Source organism: Modestobacter sp. I12A-02662, assembly GCF_041028325.1.
Taxonomy (GTDB): Bacteria; Actinomycetota; Actinomycetes; order Mycobacteriales; family Geodermatophilaceae; genus Modestobacter.
In genome coordinates, this window is record NZ_JABGDE010000001.1 from 39926 (window position 1) to 54111 (window position 14186).

Genomic DNA, 14186 nt, shown 5'->3' on the forward strand with positions numbered 1-14186 from the left:
CTCGCGGGGGGTGGGGGCAGGGGGTCCTCTGTCAGGCGGGGGTGGGCGCGCCGACCGGGTGGGTCCCGATCGTGTCCCAGCCCGGTACGTCCTGCGGTGCGCGGGGCGGCGGTCCGACGTAGCGGGCCGAGGGCCGCACCAGCCGCCCGGTGTCCTTCTGCTCCAGGATGTGCGCGGACCAGCCCGCGGTGCGCGCGCAGGCGAACATCGCGGTGAACATCGAGGTCGGCACATCGGCGAAGTCGAGCACGACCGCGGCCCAGAACTCCACGTTGGTCTCGATCGGCCGGTCGGGACGGCGCTCGCGCAGCTCCTCCAGCGCCGCCTGCTCGAGGGCGAGGGCCGCCTCGAAGCGGGGTGCGCCGAGCTCCCGCGCGGTGCGGCGGAGCACCCGGGCTCGCGGGTCCTCGGCGCGGTACACCCGGTGGCCGAAGCCCATCAGCCGTTCCCCGCGGTCCAGCACGTCCCGCACGTACCGCGTCGGGTCCCCGCCGCGCTCGATCCCGTCGAGCATGTGCAGCACCCGGGACGGCGCGCCGCCGTGCAGCGGGCCGGACATCGCGCCGGTCGCGCCGGAGAGCGCGGCGGCGACGTCGGCGCCGGTGGAGGCGATCACCCGGGCGGTGAACGTGGAGGCGTTCATGCCGTGCTCCGCGGCGGAGGTCCAGTAGGCGTCGACGGCGGCGACGTGGCGCGGGTCGGGCTCGCCGCGCCAGCGGACCAGGAACCGCTCGACGATCGTCGCTGCCTCGTCCACCCGGTGCTGCGGGACCGCCGGGACGCCGAGGCCGCGCGCGGACTGCGCGACGTAGGACAGCGCCATGACCGAGGCGCGGGCCAGCTCGTCCCGGGCCTCCTCGGCGGAGATGTCCAGCAGCGGCCGGTAGCCCCAGATGGGGGTGAGCATGGCCAGCGCTGCCTGCACGTCGACCCGCACGTCGCCGGTGTGCACCGGGATCGGGAACGGCTCGGCCGGGGGCAGACCCGGGCAGAACGCGCCGTCGACCAGCAGCGCCCAGACGTTGCCGAACGGGACCCTGCCGACGAGCTCCTCGATGTCGATCCCGCGGTAGCGCAGCTGACCGCCGTCCCGGTCCGGCTCGGCGATGGTGGTCTCGAAGGCGACCACGCCCTCCAGACCCGGGATGAAGTCGTCGGCCATCTCGCAGGCTCCTCTGCGCGCGGTGGGGCGGACGCTCGTCAGCGCATGACGGAGCACAACTTAGGCGCACGCCCGCGCCGGCTCCCAGCCGGGCGGCGGCTGTGACGGGCGCCACGTCCCGCCGGTCGCGGCGCGGCGACCGGCGGCGCGGTGTCAGGATCAGGCCGTGCCCGACCTGATCCGCATGCGCAGGGACTACGACGCCGAGGGCTTCTCCGAGGCGACGCTGGCGCCGACCTGGGTGGAGCAGTTCGACCGCTGGTTCGCCGACGCCGTCGCCGCCGAGCTGCCGGAGCCGAACGCCATGGTCGTCGCCACGGCCGACGCCGACGGGGCGCCGGACGCGCGCATCGTGCTGATGAAGGGGTACGACGCCGACGGCCTGGTGTTCGGCACCAGCTACGCCTCGGCGAAGGGCGCGCAGCTCGCGGTGAACCCGCGCGCGGCCCTGGTGTTCCCGTGGCACGCGCAGCAGCGGCAGGTCCGGATCACCGGCTCGGTGGAGCGGATCGGCCCCAGCGCGTCGGACGCCCTCTGGGACCCCCGGCCGCGCGGCTCGCAGCTCGCCGCGGCGGCCTCGCTGCAGTCGACGGTGGTCGACGGCCGGGAGGAGCTGGTCGAGCGGGTGCGGCTGCTGGACGCCGAGACCCCGCCCGGTCCGGTGCCCCGTCCGGCCTCCTGGGGCGGCTACCGGGTGGTGCCGGGGCGGGTGGAGTTCTGGCAGGGCGGGCACGACCGCCTGCACGACCGGCTGGTGTTCGTGCGCGATGACGAGGAGGGCGGCGGCTGGATCGTGCAGCGGCTCGCCCCGTGAAGAAGGACCCCGCGGAGCCGGAGCGGGTGCGCGGCCGACGCGGCTGGGCGCTGGACACGACGCCGCTGCGCAACCGTGCCTACCGCCGCATCTTCGGTGGCGTCGCGGTCACCATGCTCGGCCAGCAGATGACGCTGGTCGCCGTCCCGTACCAGGTCTACCAGCTGACCGGCTCGTCGCTGATGGTCGGCGTGACCTCCATGGTCGCGCTGGTGCCGCTGGTCGTCTTCGGCCTGCTCGGCGGGGCGATCGCCGACGCGATGGACCGCCGCACCCTGATGGTGGTCACCTCGGTGGGCGCCGCGGTCACCAGCGCGCTGCTGGCGGTGCAGGCGCTGCTGCCCGGCGACGGGAACCTCGCGGTGCTCTGGGTGCTGGCGGCCGCGGTCTCGGGTTTCGCCGCGGTCAACCAGCCGGCCCGCAGCGCGGTGATCCCGGCGATCGTCGGCCAGGCCGGTGTCCCGGCGGCGAACGCCCTGGCGATGACCGTGCGGCAGGCGGGCGTCATCGTCGGCCCGCTGCTGGCCGGGCTGCTGATCGGCCTGGGTGACCTGACGATCCTGTACACGATCGACGCGATCGGCTTCGTGGCCGCGGTGTTCCTGCTGCGCGGGCTGCCGCCGCTGCCACCGGAGGGGGTCACCGGCCCCCTGCGGCTGGGTGCCGCGGTGCGCGGGGTCGGGGAGGGGTTCGCCTTCCTGCGCACCCAGCCGGTGCTGCTGATGACCTTCGTCGTCGACGTCATCGCCATGCTCTTCGCCTGGCCCCAGGCGGTGTTCCCCGAACTCTCGCAGACCACGTTCGCCGGGGACGCGAACAGCCTGGGCTGGCTGTTCGCCGGCGTCTCGATCGGCTCGCTGCTGATGGGGCTCACCTCCGGCTGGGTGAGCCGGGTCGACCGGCAGGGCGCCGTGGTCCTGGCCGCGATCGCGGTGTGGGGTGTGGCCATCGTCGGGTTCGGGCTGGCGTCGTCCCTGTGGTTGGCGGTGCTGTGCCTCGCCGTGGCCGGCGCCGGGGACATGGTCAGCGCGGTGCTGCGCTCGTCGATGCTGCAGACCGCCGCCCCCGACGAGATGCGCGGCCGGATGCAGGGGGTGTTCATCGTGGTCGTCGCCGGCGGCCCGCGGCTGGGCGACCTGCGCGCCGGTGTCATGGCCAGCAGCCTGGGCGTGACGACGGCGATGGTGTCCGGCGGTGTGGTGATCGTGGTGGCGATGGCGGTCGTGGCGCTCGCCGTCCCGTCGTTCTCCGCCTTCCGCGCCTCCCGGTCGGCGGAGGTCGCCGAGGCCGCCCGGGCCCGGCTGGCGCAGGAGTCCGCCACCGACTGACCGACGGTTGCCGCTTGGACCACTGCTGAGCGGGTAGCCGGGGTGCATGGCGCTGCCCCGGGTCCTCGTCCTCGTCCTCGCCGGTGGTCAGGGCGGCCGCCTCGAACTGCTGACCGAGACCCGGGCGAAACCCGCCGTCCCGTTCGCGGGGGTGTACCGGCTCGTCGACTTCCCGCTGTCCAACTGCCAGCACTCCGGCATCGCCGACGTCTGGGTGTCGGTGCAGTACCAGCCGACGTCGCTGTCCGAGCACCTCGCCAACGGCCGGCCCTGGGACCTCGACCGCACCACCGGCGGGCTGATGGTGCTGCCGCCCTTCCAGGCCACCAGCGAGCGGGCCGGCTTCACCGAGGGCACCGCCGACGGGCTGTGGCGGCAGGCCGAGCTGATCCGCGGCCACGGCCCCGACGCGCTGGTGGTGGTCAGCGCCGACGCGGTCTACAAGCTGGACTACCGGGCGGTCGTCGACGCGCACCTCGGCTCCGGGGCCGAGGTCACCATGGTCACCACCGAGGTCGCCGCCGACGACGCCGCCCGCTACGGGGTCGTGCAGGTGGACGGCGACCGGGTGACCGACTACGCCTACAAGCCCGACGAGCCGGCGACGACCACGGCGACCAACGAGGTCTTCGTCTTCTCACCGACCCCCACGCTCGACCGGCTCGAGGCGCTCAGCCGCGAGGTGGGGGAGGACGGGCTGCAGGACCTCGGGCACCACCTGCTCCCGGCGCAGACGGCGGAGGGCCTGGCCCGGGCGTACCCGCTGGAGGGCTACTGGCGCGACGTCGGCACGGTGCCGGCGTACTGGCAGGCGCACCGCGACTTCCTGTCCGCGGACCCGCCGATCGACCTGGACGAGCGGTCCTGGCCGATCCACACCCGCGGCGGCCGGCACAGCGCCGCCCGGGTCCTCGACGGCGCGGTGGTCGACGGCAGCCTGGTCTCCGGCGGCACCCGGGTCGCCGGGCAGGTCAGCGGCTCGGTGCTCTCGCCCGGGGTGGTGGTGGAGCAGGGGGCGACCGTCGTCGACTCGGTGCTGCTGCCCGGCGTCCGGGTGCGCGCGGGGGCCACCGTCACCCGCGCCGTCCTGGACGACGGCGTGGAGGTCGGGAAGGGCGCCACCGTGGGCGGGGACGGCGACATCACCCTGGTCGGCCGGCGGGCGCAGGTGGCCGAGGGCAGCGAGCTCGCCCCGGGTGGACGGCTGCCGGAACCCGAGCGCTGACCTTCCTAGGGGCAGAAGTGGCCACTTCTGCCCCCGGAGGGGTCAGGCGAGGGCGCGGGCGACCACCTCGAGGTCGGCGACGAGCGCGTCGTAGGCGGCCTGCCGTCCCTCGTCGGGGGTGCGGAGGACGGCGGAGGGGTGGGTCGTCGCCAGGACCCACGTCTGGTGCGGCGCGTCCTCGTCCTGGTCGGCCTCGGGCAGGTCCGCCTCGGCGGCGGGTACGCCTGGCGGGGTCCACGGCATGAGCTGCCCGTGCTCCCGGGTGATCCGGAAGGACGGTGAGATGAGCGCCTTGGCCGCCACCGCGCCCAGGCAGACCACCACCTCCGGCTGCAGGACGGCGAACTCGGCCTCCAACCACGGCCGGCAGGCCCGCAGGTGCTCGGGGCCGGGGGACTGGTGGATCCGCCGCTTCGGCGTCGGCGTGAAGCGGAAGTGCTTGACCGCGTTGGTGACGTAGGCGTCCCGCCGGTCGATGTGGGCATCGGCCAGCGCCCGGTCCAGCAGCCGCCCGGCCGGGCCGACGAACGGCTCGCCCTTGCGGTCCTCCTGGTCGCCGGGCTGCTCGCCGACGAGGACGACGCGGGCGGTCTCGGGACCCTCGCCGAAGACGGTCTGGGTGGCCGGTTCCCACAGCTCGCACGCCCGGCACCCGGCCGCGGCCTCGCGCAGCCCGGCCAGGCCCACTCCTCCCGGCGGCTGGGCCGGGTGGCTCTCGCTGGTCATGTCGCGATCCCACCGGATCTCCGGTTTGTCCGCAGCCTGGGACCTCACTCCGTCGGGTCCAATTGGCCCTGCGTGACGACGCGCGCGCGGAAAGTCTCTTGACGAGATGGAAAGTCATGGTGCACTCTTTCCGCAACGGAAAGTGACGCAGCGACCCAGCGGAGGGGTAGTGCTCGAGATCGACGACCTGCACAAGGCCTACGGAGACAACCAGGTGCTCAAGGGGGTCAGCTTCACCGTCGCGCCCGGGCAGATGTTCGGCTTCTGCGGGTCCAACGGTGCGGGCAAGACCACCACCATGCGCATCGCGATGGGCCTGGCCCGTCCCGACGCCGGCCAGGTGCGCTGGCAGGGCCGGCCGGTCGACGACGACGTCCGCCGCCGGATCGGCTACATGCCCGAGGAGCGCGGCCTCTACCCGAAGATGAAGGTCGGCGAGCAGCTCGCCTACTTCGCCCGGCTGCACGGCATGGGCGGCGCGGCCGCCACCCGGGCCGCCGCCACCTGGGCCGAGCGCCTGGGCCTGGGCGAGCGCCGCAACGACGCGGTGGAGAAGCTGTCCCTGGGCAACCAGCAGCGCGTCCAGCTGGCCGCCGCGCTGGTCAGCGAGCCCGACGTCCTGATCCTCGACGAGCCGTTCTCCGGCCTCGACCCGGTCGGGGTCGACTCGCTGGCCGCGGCGCTGCTCGAGCAGTGCCGCCGGGGCGTCCCGGTCGTCTTCTCCAGCCACCAGCTCGACCTGGTCGAGCGGCTGTGCGACGCGGTCGGGATCCTCGCCCGCGGCTCCATCGTGGCCAGCGGCACGGTGACCGAGCTGCGGTCGGCGGCCGCCGGCCGGCAGCTGCGCGTCGTCGTCCCCGACGCCGCCACCGGTTGGGCGGACCCGCTGCCCGGCGTCCGGGTGGTCTCCTACCAGCGGGGCGACACGGTGCTGGAGCTCGGCTTCGGCGCCGACGACCAGCAGGTGCTCGCCGCCGCGCTGGCCACCGGCCGGGTCACCCACTTCGCCTGGCGGGAGCCGACCCTCGTCGAGCTGTTCCGCGACGCCGTCTCCACCGCGCCGGAGGTGGCGGCATGACCACGACCCAGAGCCCGCAGGGCACGGCCACGACGGAGGACACGGTGCAGACCGCAGACACGACCAGGCCCCCCTCGTCGGGTGCCCTGGTGCGCCTGGTGGCCGGCCGCGAGATCTCCACCCGGGTCCGGGACAAGGGCTTCCTGATCGGGTCCGCCGTCCTCGTCGTGCTGATCCTGGGCATGCTCGTGTTCCAGGTCGCCATGAACAGCGGCGGCGACGAGACCGACATCGCCGTCGTCGGCGGCGACGCCGCCGTCGAGCAGGCGCTGGTTGCGCAGGGCGAGGCGTTCGGCACCGACGTCACCGTGGTGCCCTTCGGCGACGAGCTCGCCGCGCGGGCCGCCGTGGAGGACGAGGACGTCGACGGCGCCCTCATCGACCCCTCCGGCGCGCAGCCCCAGCTGCTGCTGAAGACCGAGACGGCGGGCGCCCAGTCGCTCGTCCAGGGGGCGCTGACCTCGCTGTCGACCGCCCAGCAGCTCGCGGACGCCGGGGTGCAGCTGCAGCCCGGGCCGCAGGTGCAGCTCGTCACGCTCGACCCGGACACCGAGGACCGGGTGCAGGCCACCGTCGTCGCGGTGGTCGGCGTCATCGTCCTCTACAGCCTGATCATCCTGTTCGGCCAGTTCGTGGCGCAGGGCGTGGTCGAGGAGAAGTCCAGCCGGGTCGTCGAGCTGCTGCTGTCCACCATGCGGCCCTGGCACCTGCTCGCCGGCAAGGTGATCGGGCTGGGGCTGCTCGGGCTGGCGCAGATCCTCGCCATCGCGGTGATCGGCGTGGTCGGCGCGCTCGCGTTCGACGTGGTCGACCTGCCCGGCGACGTCATCGGCCCGGTGGTCACCGTGATCGCCTGGTTCGTCCTCGGCTACGCCTTCTACGCGGCGGTGTTCGCCGCGGCGGCGTCGCTGGTCAGCCGGCAGGAGGACCTGGGCAGCGTGATCACCCCGGCGTCCATGCTGCTGGTGGTCGGCTTCCTCATCGGCATCCAGGCCGCGCAAAGCCCGGGCGGGACGCTGGCCCGGGTCACCTCGCTCATCCCCGGGATCTCGCCGATGGTGATGCCCGTGCGCCAGGCGGCCGGCGAGGCGGCCTGGTGGGAGGTCGGCGTGGCCATCGTGCTGATGCTGCTGGCGATCGCCGTGGTCATCCGGATCGGCGGCCGGGTCTACTCCGGGGCGCTGCTGCGCACCGGCGGCAAGGTCTCCTACCGCGAGGCGCTGCGCGCCGAGCGCTAGGAGGACCCGTCCTCGGGACGAGCACAGGGACCCCCGGACCGCGTCAGCTGGTCCCGGGGGTCCGCTGCGTCGAGACCGGGCCGCGGTAGGGGAACGCCGGCGGCCCCGCCACCCCCGGCCGCGCGGTGAACAGCCGGCCGGCGTCGGGCTGGGCCGCCCGCGCCGCGTCGTCCAGTCCCTGCCGGGAGGTGGAGACGACGAGCACGTCCCGTCCCGGACCGGCGAAGCAGCAGCTGCTCGTGTTCTCCGCGGGGACGTCGACCACCGCGAGCAGCTCGCCGTCCGGCGACCAGCGGCGCACCGCGCCCCCGCCCCACAGCGCGGTCCAGACGCAGCCCTCGTCGTCGACGGTGAGCCCGTCGGCGACGCCGTGCGAGCCGTCGAAGCGCAGGAACTCCCGCTGCTGCGAGAACTCCCCGGTCGCCAGGTCGTGGTCGAATGCCCACACCACCGCGTCGCCGGAGTCGGACAGGTAGACGGTGCGGTCGTCGGGCGACCAGCCGAGGCCGTTGGAGACGGTGAGCCCGTCGAGCACGGTGGTGACCGTCCCGTCGGTGTCCAGCCGGTAGAGGGCGCCCGCGCCGGGCCGCTCGTCGAAGGCCATCGTCCCGGCGTAGAACCGGCCGGCCCGGTCGCACGCGCCGTCGTTCATCCGGGTGCCCCCGGTCTCGGCGGAGCCGCCCTCACCGGCCAGCTCCACCAGCACACGCGCCTCACCGTCCGGGGTGAGGTGCGTGAAGCCGCCGCCGGCGCCGAGCAGCCAGCCACCCGCGGTGGCCGGGACGACCACGCCCACCGTGTCCCCGCCCCGGTGCGCGGCCCGCTCGGTCACCGCGCCGTCCGCCGACACGCTGCCGCGCCGCACCAGGCCCGCGGTGATGTCCACCCAGAGGAGCTCCGCACCGTCCCAGACCGGCCCCTCGCCGTGCTCGGCGGGCGCGGGGTCGGCGGCGGTCGCCTGCATTCTCAGCACGGCGGCATCCTCCCCAGGCCGACCGGCCGTCACACCCGCCCCCGCACCTTCCTAGGACCGCATCAGTACGGCTCTGTGCCTCAGCGGCGAGCAGGTTCCTCAGATGCTTGTGCTCTGAGTCGCCCGGCGACTCAGAGCACAAGCTTCCACGGCTCCACCCTGAGGAGGACGGATTCCCTCAGGAGCGGGCGGCCTCGATCGCTTCGGCCAGCCGGCGCACGCCCTCGTCGACGTCGCCCGGCTGGACGGCGGAGTAGGCGAGCCGGAACGCGTTCTCCCCGCCCTCCAGCAGGAAGTCGGTGCCCGGCACGATCGCTACCCCGCGCGCGGCGGCCTCCTTGGTGATCCGCCGGACGTCGTGACCCTCGCCGGCGGGCAGCGTCACCCACAGGAAGTAGCCGCCGTCGGGACGCCGGAAGGTCGCCTGCGGCAGGTGCTCGCGCAGGGCCCGGTCGAGCAGGCCCACCCGCTCGGCCAGCGCCGACTTCACCGTCTCCAGCGCGCCGGCGAACCGCGGCCCGGTGACGAACTGGTGCACGGTGCCCTGGGCGACCATGTTCGGCGCGATGTAGGTGTTGGTGGCCCGCACCCGGATCCGGTCGATCAGCGCCGGCGGCCCGACCAGGTAGCCGACCCGGATCCCCGGGCAGACGGTCTTGGAGAACGAGCAGGCGTAGACCACCGTCGTGCTGTCGGCGCCGCCGTCGAGCTCCAGCATCCGCGGCAGCGGCTCGCCGCTGAACCGGACGTCGACGTACGGGTCGTCCTCGAACAGGACGAACCCGAACTCGCGGGCGAGCTCGAGCAGCCGGTGCCGCTTCTCCAGCGACAGCGTGTACCCCGCCGGGTTCTGGAAGTTCGGGATGACGTGCGCCAGCACCGGCCGGACGCCGCCGCGCAGCAGCGCCTCCACCTCGTCGACGTCGATCCCGTCCTCCTGCAGCGTGACCAGGTGGACGTTGGCGCCGCGGTTCCGCAGCCCGAGCAGCGTGCGGTCGTAGGTCGGCCGCTCGGTGACGACCGCGCTGCCGGGGGTGACCAGCTCGTCGAAGAGGAAGGCGTCGGCCTGCATCGACCCGTTGGTGACCAGCACGTGGTCCTCGGGGACGCCGTGCTGCCCGGCGATCCACCGGCGCAGCGGCACGTAGCCGATCGCCGTCCCGTAGCCGGTCATCCCGGCGGGGTCGGCGTCGAACGCGGCGACGGCGGCCTCCTTGAGGCCCTGCACGTCGACGATGTCCGTGGAGGGGGCGCCACGGGCGAAGGAGATGGTGGTGACCGCCGGCTTCGGAGCCGGGTCGGTCTCGGGGGTCTGCTCGGTTGTGGGACCGCTCACCTCGACGAGTCTGCCGTACCGGGGGTCAGCGGGGCCCGGTGGCCGGAGGGCGGTACCGGTGGGTGGCCAGCCAGACGCACCAGCCGAGGACGGCGGTCAGGAAGCTGCCCAGCAGCACGACCGCCCCGACGGCCAGCAGATCGGTGCGCACCCGGCGCCGCAGCTCGCCCTCGTGTTCGGGCGTCAGCCTCCCTGTGCCGCGGCCGCCCGGCGGACGGCGGCCAGCAGCGCCTCCCTCTCGTGGATGGTGGTGCGGGCCCGGCCGTGGCTGGCGCCGAGCGCGATCTCCGCGGCGTCGATCGCCTGCCAGTCGGGCAGCAGGACCGGGTGCTCGAGGCGGTCGACCCAGTCGCCGGCCCGGGTGGCGGGCCGCAGCGCGCCGGAGGCGACGTCGGCCAGCAGCGACGCGACGGTCTCCCGGGCGTCGTGCTTGTTGGTGCCGACGACGCCGGTCGGCCCGCGCTTGATCCACCCGGCGACGTACTCGCCGGTGCTGACCGCGCCGTCGCGCAGCACCCGGCCGGCGTCGTGCGGCACGGTGCCCCCGTCCATCGGCAGCCCCGGCAGCGCGTGCCCGCGGTACCCGACCGAGCGCACCACGAGGTCGGCGGGCAGCACGTCGAGCTCGCCGGTGCCGACCGCCCGGCCGTTCTCGTCGACCGTCGTCCGCTCCACCTCGACCCCGGTGACCCGGTCGGTGCCAAGCAGCCGCACCGGTCGGGCGTGGAAGCGCAGCCGGACGGTGGCCCGGCCCGGCTCGGCGGTGTGCCCGGCGAACTCGCGCAGCACCGCGAGGTTGCGGGCCACGTGCCGGTCCTCGGCCGCGAGGGCCTCGGTCGCCGGGTCGGGGGCCAGGTCCACGGGGTCGACGAGCACGGTCGCCGCGGCGAGGTGGCCCAGCTCCTTCAGCTCCTGCGTGGTGAACGTGGCCTGTGCCGGTCCGCGGCGGCCGAGGACCGTCACCCGCTCGACGGGGGCGGCGGCCAGGGCGTCCAGCACGTGCTGGGGCATGTCGGTGGCCTCGAGCTCGGCGGGGGAGCGGGCCAGCACCCGGGCGACGTCGAGGGCGACGTTGCCGACGCCGACCACGACGACGTCCCGCGCCCGGGTGACGGCCGCCTCCACCCCGGCCCGGTCGGCGTCGGGGTGCCCGGTGTACCAGGCGACGAGCTCGGTGGCGGCCAGGCTGCCGGGCAGCTCCTCGCCGGGGATGCCCAGCCGCCGGTCGCCGGCGGCGCCGTAGGTGTAGACGACGGCGTCAACCGAGCGGCGCAGCTCGTCGAGCTCGAGGTCCCGACCGATCTCGACGTTGCCGACGAACCGCACGTGGTCGTTGTCCAGCGTGTTCCGCAACGTCTCGCGCAGCGCCCGCATCTTCAGGTGGTCCGGGGCGATGCCGTACCGGACCAGGCCGAACGGAGCGGGCAGCCGGTCGACCAGGTCGACCGCAACCGGGACGGCGTCCTGCCCGGCCAGCGCCTCGGCGGCGTAGATCCCCGCCGGTCCGGCGCCCACCACGGCGACCCGGAGCGGTCTGGATTCCGTCGGACCGGGTTCCGCCACGACTGGCATCGTGGTGCACCCGGGGGCCGCGCGCCAGGTTCCGCCGCGTCCGGTCACCCGGCGCTCAGGCCGCCTGGCAGACCGGGCACCAGTAGAGGTTGCGGCCGACCATCTCCTGGGTGCGCACCTCGGTGCCGCAGAGCCGGCAGGGCAGGCCGGTGCGCCGGTACACGTAGTGGGCGTCGGCGAGCTCGGCCGGACCCCGCTTGCGCCGCCGGTGGGCGCGCTCGGTGGTGACGATCCGCCCCTCCCGCACGCCGGCCCGCATCAGCTTGACCAGGTCGGCCCACATCGCGGCCCAGCAGTCGGCGTCGACGTCCCTGCCCAGCCGGAACGGGTTCACCTGGTGCCGGAAGAGGATCTCCGCGCGGTAGACGTTGCCGACGCCGGCCAGCACCTCCTGGTCCATCAGCAGCGCGCCGATCGGGGTGCGGCTGCGGCTGATCCGGGCGAACGCCCGGCCCGGGTCGGCGCGGCGGCGCAGCGGGTCGGGGCCGAGCCGGGCCAGGACGCTGCCGACCTCGTGCTCGGTGAGGACCTCGCAGACGGTCGCCCCGCGCAGGTCGGTCCACACGCCGTCGCCGTCCGGCCCGGGGCCCTCCCAGCGCATCCGCAGCGCGCCCTTCGGCTCGGGTGGCGTGCCGGTGCCGGTCGTGTACGTGCCGTACAGGCCGAGGTGCACGTGCAGGCTGTCGCCGCCGAACCGGGCGAACAGGTGCTTGCCGTAGGAGGTGACCTCGTCGAGCACCCGTCCGTCGAGCAGCGCCGCGCCGGCGGCGAAGCGCCCCTGCGGGCTCGTGACGTGCACCGGCCGGCCGGCGAACAGCTCGTCCTGCTCCCGAGCCAGCCGGAACAGGGTGTGGCCCTCAGGCACGGGCGGCTCGCTGCGTCATGACGCCAAGGGTGACCTGCACCGACGGGGTACGCCACGCGCGGCGCGTCCGTCCTCAGCGCACACGGTGGTACCGGTCCAGGGCGACCTGCCGTTCGGCGGCGTGGTCGACGATCGGCTCGGGGTAGCCGGCCGGGACGCCGGTGGGCGCCGTCCACGGCTCGTGCACGTACCGGGGGTCCAGGTCGCGCAGCTCCGGCACCCAGCGCTTCACGTAGCTGCCGTCCGGGTCGAACTTCTTGCCCTGGGTGACCGGGTTGAAGACCCGGTAGTAGGGCGACGCGTCGGTCCCGGTGCCGGCGACCCACTGCCAGCCGTGGTTGTTGCTGGCCAGATCGCCGTCGACCAGGTGGCGCATGAAGTACCGGGCGCCGCGGGTCCACTCCTGGTGCAGGTCCTTGACCAGGAACGAGGCCACGATCATGCGCACCCGGTTGTGCACGTAGGCTTCGCCGAGCAGCTGCCGCATGCCGGCGTCGACGATGGGGAAGCCGGTCCGGCCGGTCTCCCAGGCGCGCACCAGCTCCTCGGCGTCCGGGCCGGAGTCGTAGCCCATGGCCTGCAGCTCGGGCTTGAGGTACTCGCGGGCGGAGTCGGGCCGGTGCCACAGCACGTCGGCGTAGAAGTCGCGCCAGGCGAGCTCGTCGGTGTACCGGCGGGCGGCCTCGGAGTCGTCCCCCGCCAGGTCGGCGAGCAGCGAGCGCGGGTGCAGGCAGCCGTACTTCAGGTACGCCGACATCCGGCTCGTGCCGCCGGTGCCGGGGGTGTTGCGGCCCTCGGCGTAGCCGCTCAGCCGCTCGTCGCGGAAGCGGGCCCAGGCCTCGTGCGCGGCGGCCTCGCCGGCGGGCGGGAGGCGGACGCCGTCCAGGTCGGGCGCGGGCGGGGGGTCGTGGGAGGGGACGCCGGGCAGCCAGCGGACGTCGGCCGGGCGCTGGGCGGGGGAGTGCCAGCCGTGCTCCCGCCAGGCGCGGGCGAACGGCGAGAACACCTGGAACGGGGTGCCGTCGCGCTTGGTCACCCGGCCCGGGGCGACGGCGTACGGGGAGCCGGTGCGCACGAGCGGGACGTCGCCCAGGGCCTGCTCCACCGCGGCGTCCCGGCGCCGTCCGTAGGGGCCGGCGTCGGCGGTGACGTGCACGCTTCGGGCACCGACCTCGGTGGCGAGCTGCGGGACGACGCGCGCCGGGTCGCCGTGCCGGAGCACCAGCGCGCCGCCGGTGTCGGCGCCTAGGACGGCGAGGCAGTCGAGGAGGAACCGGCGGCGCGGCGCCCCCGACGGCCCCCAGAGCCGGTCGTCGAACACGAAGACGGGCAGCACCGTGCCGTCCGGGCCCGCGGCGTCGACGGCCGCGAGGAGCGCGGGGTGGTCGGCCAGGCGCAGGTCGCGGCGGAACCAGAGCAGCGCGGTCGGCACCCGGCCGACCCTAGGCAAGCGGGGCGGACCCCGCAGGATCAGCTCCGCGCGGTCTCCAGCCCGAAGGTGGCGCGGTCGCCCTCGGCGACGAGGTCGAGCTCCTCCGGGTGGTCGTGCAGGTACTTGCGGATGAAGGAGCAGTAGGGCAGCACGTGCAGATGGCGCTCGCGCGCGGCGGAGAGGACGTCACGGACGAGCCGGGTGCCGAGGCCCTGGCCCCCCATCGCCGGGTCGATCTCGGTGTGCGGGAGCGTCATCGCGCCGCCGTCCACGTGGTAGCTCGCCAGCCCGACCACCCGGTCACCGTCGCGAATCTCGAACCGACCGCGCTCCGGGACGTCCACCACCGTGATGTCCATCTGTCTCCACCCTCCCGTGCCGCCGGCATCGTCGCCGGGGGCTCGTTGCGTGCTCGGACAACGTAACGGTCTCGGATC

Annotated in this window: 14 protein-coding genes; 5 read left to right on the forward strand and 9 right to left on the reverse strand. The window is 74.8% G+C overall.

Features of this window, described 5'->3' with window-relative positions:
* Window positions 1-31: 31 nt before the first annotated feature.
* Window positions 32-1162 carry a citrate synthase 2 gene (locus HL189_RS00195; protein ID WP_369131674.1) on the reverse strand — a complete coding sequence of 377 codons (1131 nt, stop codon included), beginning with the start codon at window positions 1160-1162 and terminating at the stop codon, window positions 32-34.
* Window positions 1163-1328: 166 nt separating this feature from the next.
* Between HL189_RS00195 and pdxH the strand changes: the two genes are divergently transcribed.
* The 3 genes from pdxH to HL189_RS00210 are packed head-to-tail and all read left to right on the forward strand — an operon-like array spanning window position 1329 to window position 4529.
* Window positions 1329-1976, forward strand: coding sequence for a pyridoxamine 5'-phosphate oxidase (gene pdxH / locus HL189_RS00200; protein ID WP_369131675.1), 648 nt, complete (start codon window positions 1329-1331; stop codon window positions 1974-1976).
* A complete protein-coding gene (locus HL189_RS00205) occupies window positions 1973-3304 on the forward strand; it encodes an MFS transporter (RefSeq protein WP_369131676.1) in 1332 nt (443 codons plus the stop codon). The genes pdxH and HL189_RS00205 overlap by 4 nt, the downstream gene beginning before the upstream one ends.
* A 46-nt stretch (window positions 3305-3350) precedes the next feature.
* Window positions 3351-4529, forward strand: coding sequence for a glucose-1-phosphate adenylyltransferase family protein (locus tag HL189_RS00210; protein WP_369131677.1), 1179 nt, complete (start codon window positions 3351-3353; stop codon window positions 4527-4529).
* A 42-nt stretch (window positions 4530-4571) separates the two neighbouring features.
* Here the strand turns inward: HL189_RS00210 and HL189_RS00215 are convergent, their stop codons facing one another.
* Window positions 4572-5255 (reverse strand): UdgX family uracil-DNA binding protein, encoded by a 684-nt coding sequence (locus tag HL189_RS00215; RefSeq protein WP_369131678.1) that lies wholly within the window; start codon window positions 5253-5255, stop codon window positions 4572-4574.
* A 169-nt stretch (window positions 5256-5424) separates the two neighbouring features.
* Between HL189_RS00215 and HL189_RS00220 the strand changes: the two genes are divergently transcribed.
* Together HL189_RS00220 and HL189_RS00225 are read left to right on the forward strand one after the other, a co-directional pair.
* The gene (locus tag HL189_RS00220) at window positions 5425-6333 is read left to right on the forward strand and encodes an ABC transporter ATP-binding protein (protein ID WP_369131679.1); all 909 of its coding nucleotides are present in this window, start codon (window positions 5425-5427) and stop codon (window positions 6331-6333) included.
* Window positions 6330-7571, forward strand: a complete 1242-nt coding sequence (locus HL189_RS00225) for an ABC transporter permease (RefSeq protein ID WP_369131680.1) — start codon at window positions 6330-6332, stop codon at window positions 7569-7571. Before HL189_RS00220 ends, HL189_RS00225 begins: the two co-directional genes overlap by 4 nt.
* Before the next feature lie 43 nt (window positions 7572-7614).
* Here the strand turns inward: HL189_RS00225 and HL189_RS00230 are convergent, their stop codons facing one another.
* From HL189_RS00230 to HL189_RS00260, 7 genes are all read right to left on the reverse strand, one after another.
* Entirely contained in the window at window positions 7615-8535 is a 921-nt protein-coding gene (locus HL189_RS00230) for an SMP-30/gluconolactonase/LRE family protein (RefSeq protein WP_369131713.1), read from the reverse strand.
* 187 nt (window positions 8536-8722) lie between these two features.
* On the reverse strand, window positions 8723-9880 hold the full coding sequence (locus HL189_RS00235) for a PLP-dependent aminotransferase family protein (RefSeq protein WP_369131681.1): 1158 nt from the start codon (window positions 9878-9880) through the stop codon (window positions 8723-8725).
* A gap of 25 nt (window positions 9881-9905) precedes the next feature.
* Entirely contained in the window at window positions 9906-10031 is a 126-nt protein-coding gene (locus HL189_RS00240; protein ID WP_369131682.1) for a hypothetical protein, read from the reverse strand.
* 32 nt (window positions 10032-10063) lie between these two features.
* Window positions 10064-11395, reverse strand: a complete 1332-nt coding sequence (locus tag HL189_RS00245) for an NADP oxidoreductase (protein ID WP_369131683.1) — start codon at window positions 11393-11395, stop codon at window positions 10064-10066.
* Between the two features lie 112 nt (window positions 11396-11507).
* Window positions 11508-12317, reverse strand: a complete 810-nt coding sequence (locus HL189_RS00250; protein ID WP_369131684.1) for an Fpg/Nei family DNA glycosylase — start codon at window positions 12315-12317, stop codon at window positions 11508-11510.
* A gap of 73 nt (window positions 12318-12390) precedes the next feature.
* Entirely contained in the window at window positions 12391-13749 is a 1359-nt protein-coding gene (locus HL189_RS00255; protein WP_369131685.1) for a deoxyribodipyrimidine photo-lyase, read from the reverse strand.
* Between the two features lie 38 nt (window positions 13750-13787).
* Complete coding sequence (locus HL189_RS00260) at window positions 13788-14108, reverse strand: GNAT family N-acetyltransferase (RefSeq protein WP_369131686.1); 321 nt, start codon at window positions 14106-14108, stop codon at window positions 13788-13790.
* Window positions 14109-14186: the final 78 nt, after the last annotated feature.

What these genes read in the sequence shown, in the direction of transcription:
- HL189_RS00195 (WP_369131674.1), bottom strand. Translation starts at nt 1,162, where the DNA reads ATGGCCGACGACTTCATCCCGGGTCTGGAGGGCGTGGTCGCCTTCGAG.
- HL189_RS00210 (WP_369131677.1), top strand. Translation starts at nt 3,351, where the DNA reads ATGGCGCTGCCCCGGGTCCTCGTCCTCGTCCTCGCCGGTGGTCAGGGC.
- HL189_RS00215 (WP_369131678.1), bottom strand. Translation starts at nt 5,255, where the DNA reads ATGACCAGCGAGAGCCACCCGGCCCAGCCGCCGGGAGGAGTGGGCCTG.
- HL189_RS00225 (WP_369131680.1), top strand. Translation starts at nt 6,330, where the DNA reads ATGACCACGACCCAGAGCCCGCAGGGCACGGCCACGACGGAGGACACG.
- HL189_RS00230 (WP_369131713.1), bottom strand. Translation starts at nt 8,535, where the DNA reads ATGCAGGCGACCGCCGCCGACCCCGCGCCCGCCGAGCACGGCGAGGGG.
- HL189_RS00260 (WP_369131686.1), bottom strand. Translation starts at nt 14,108, where the DNA reads ATGGACATCACGGTGGTGGACGTCCCGGAGCGCGGTCGGTTCGAGATT.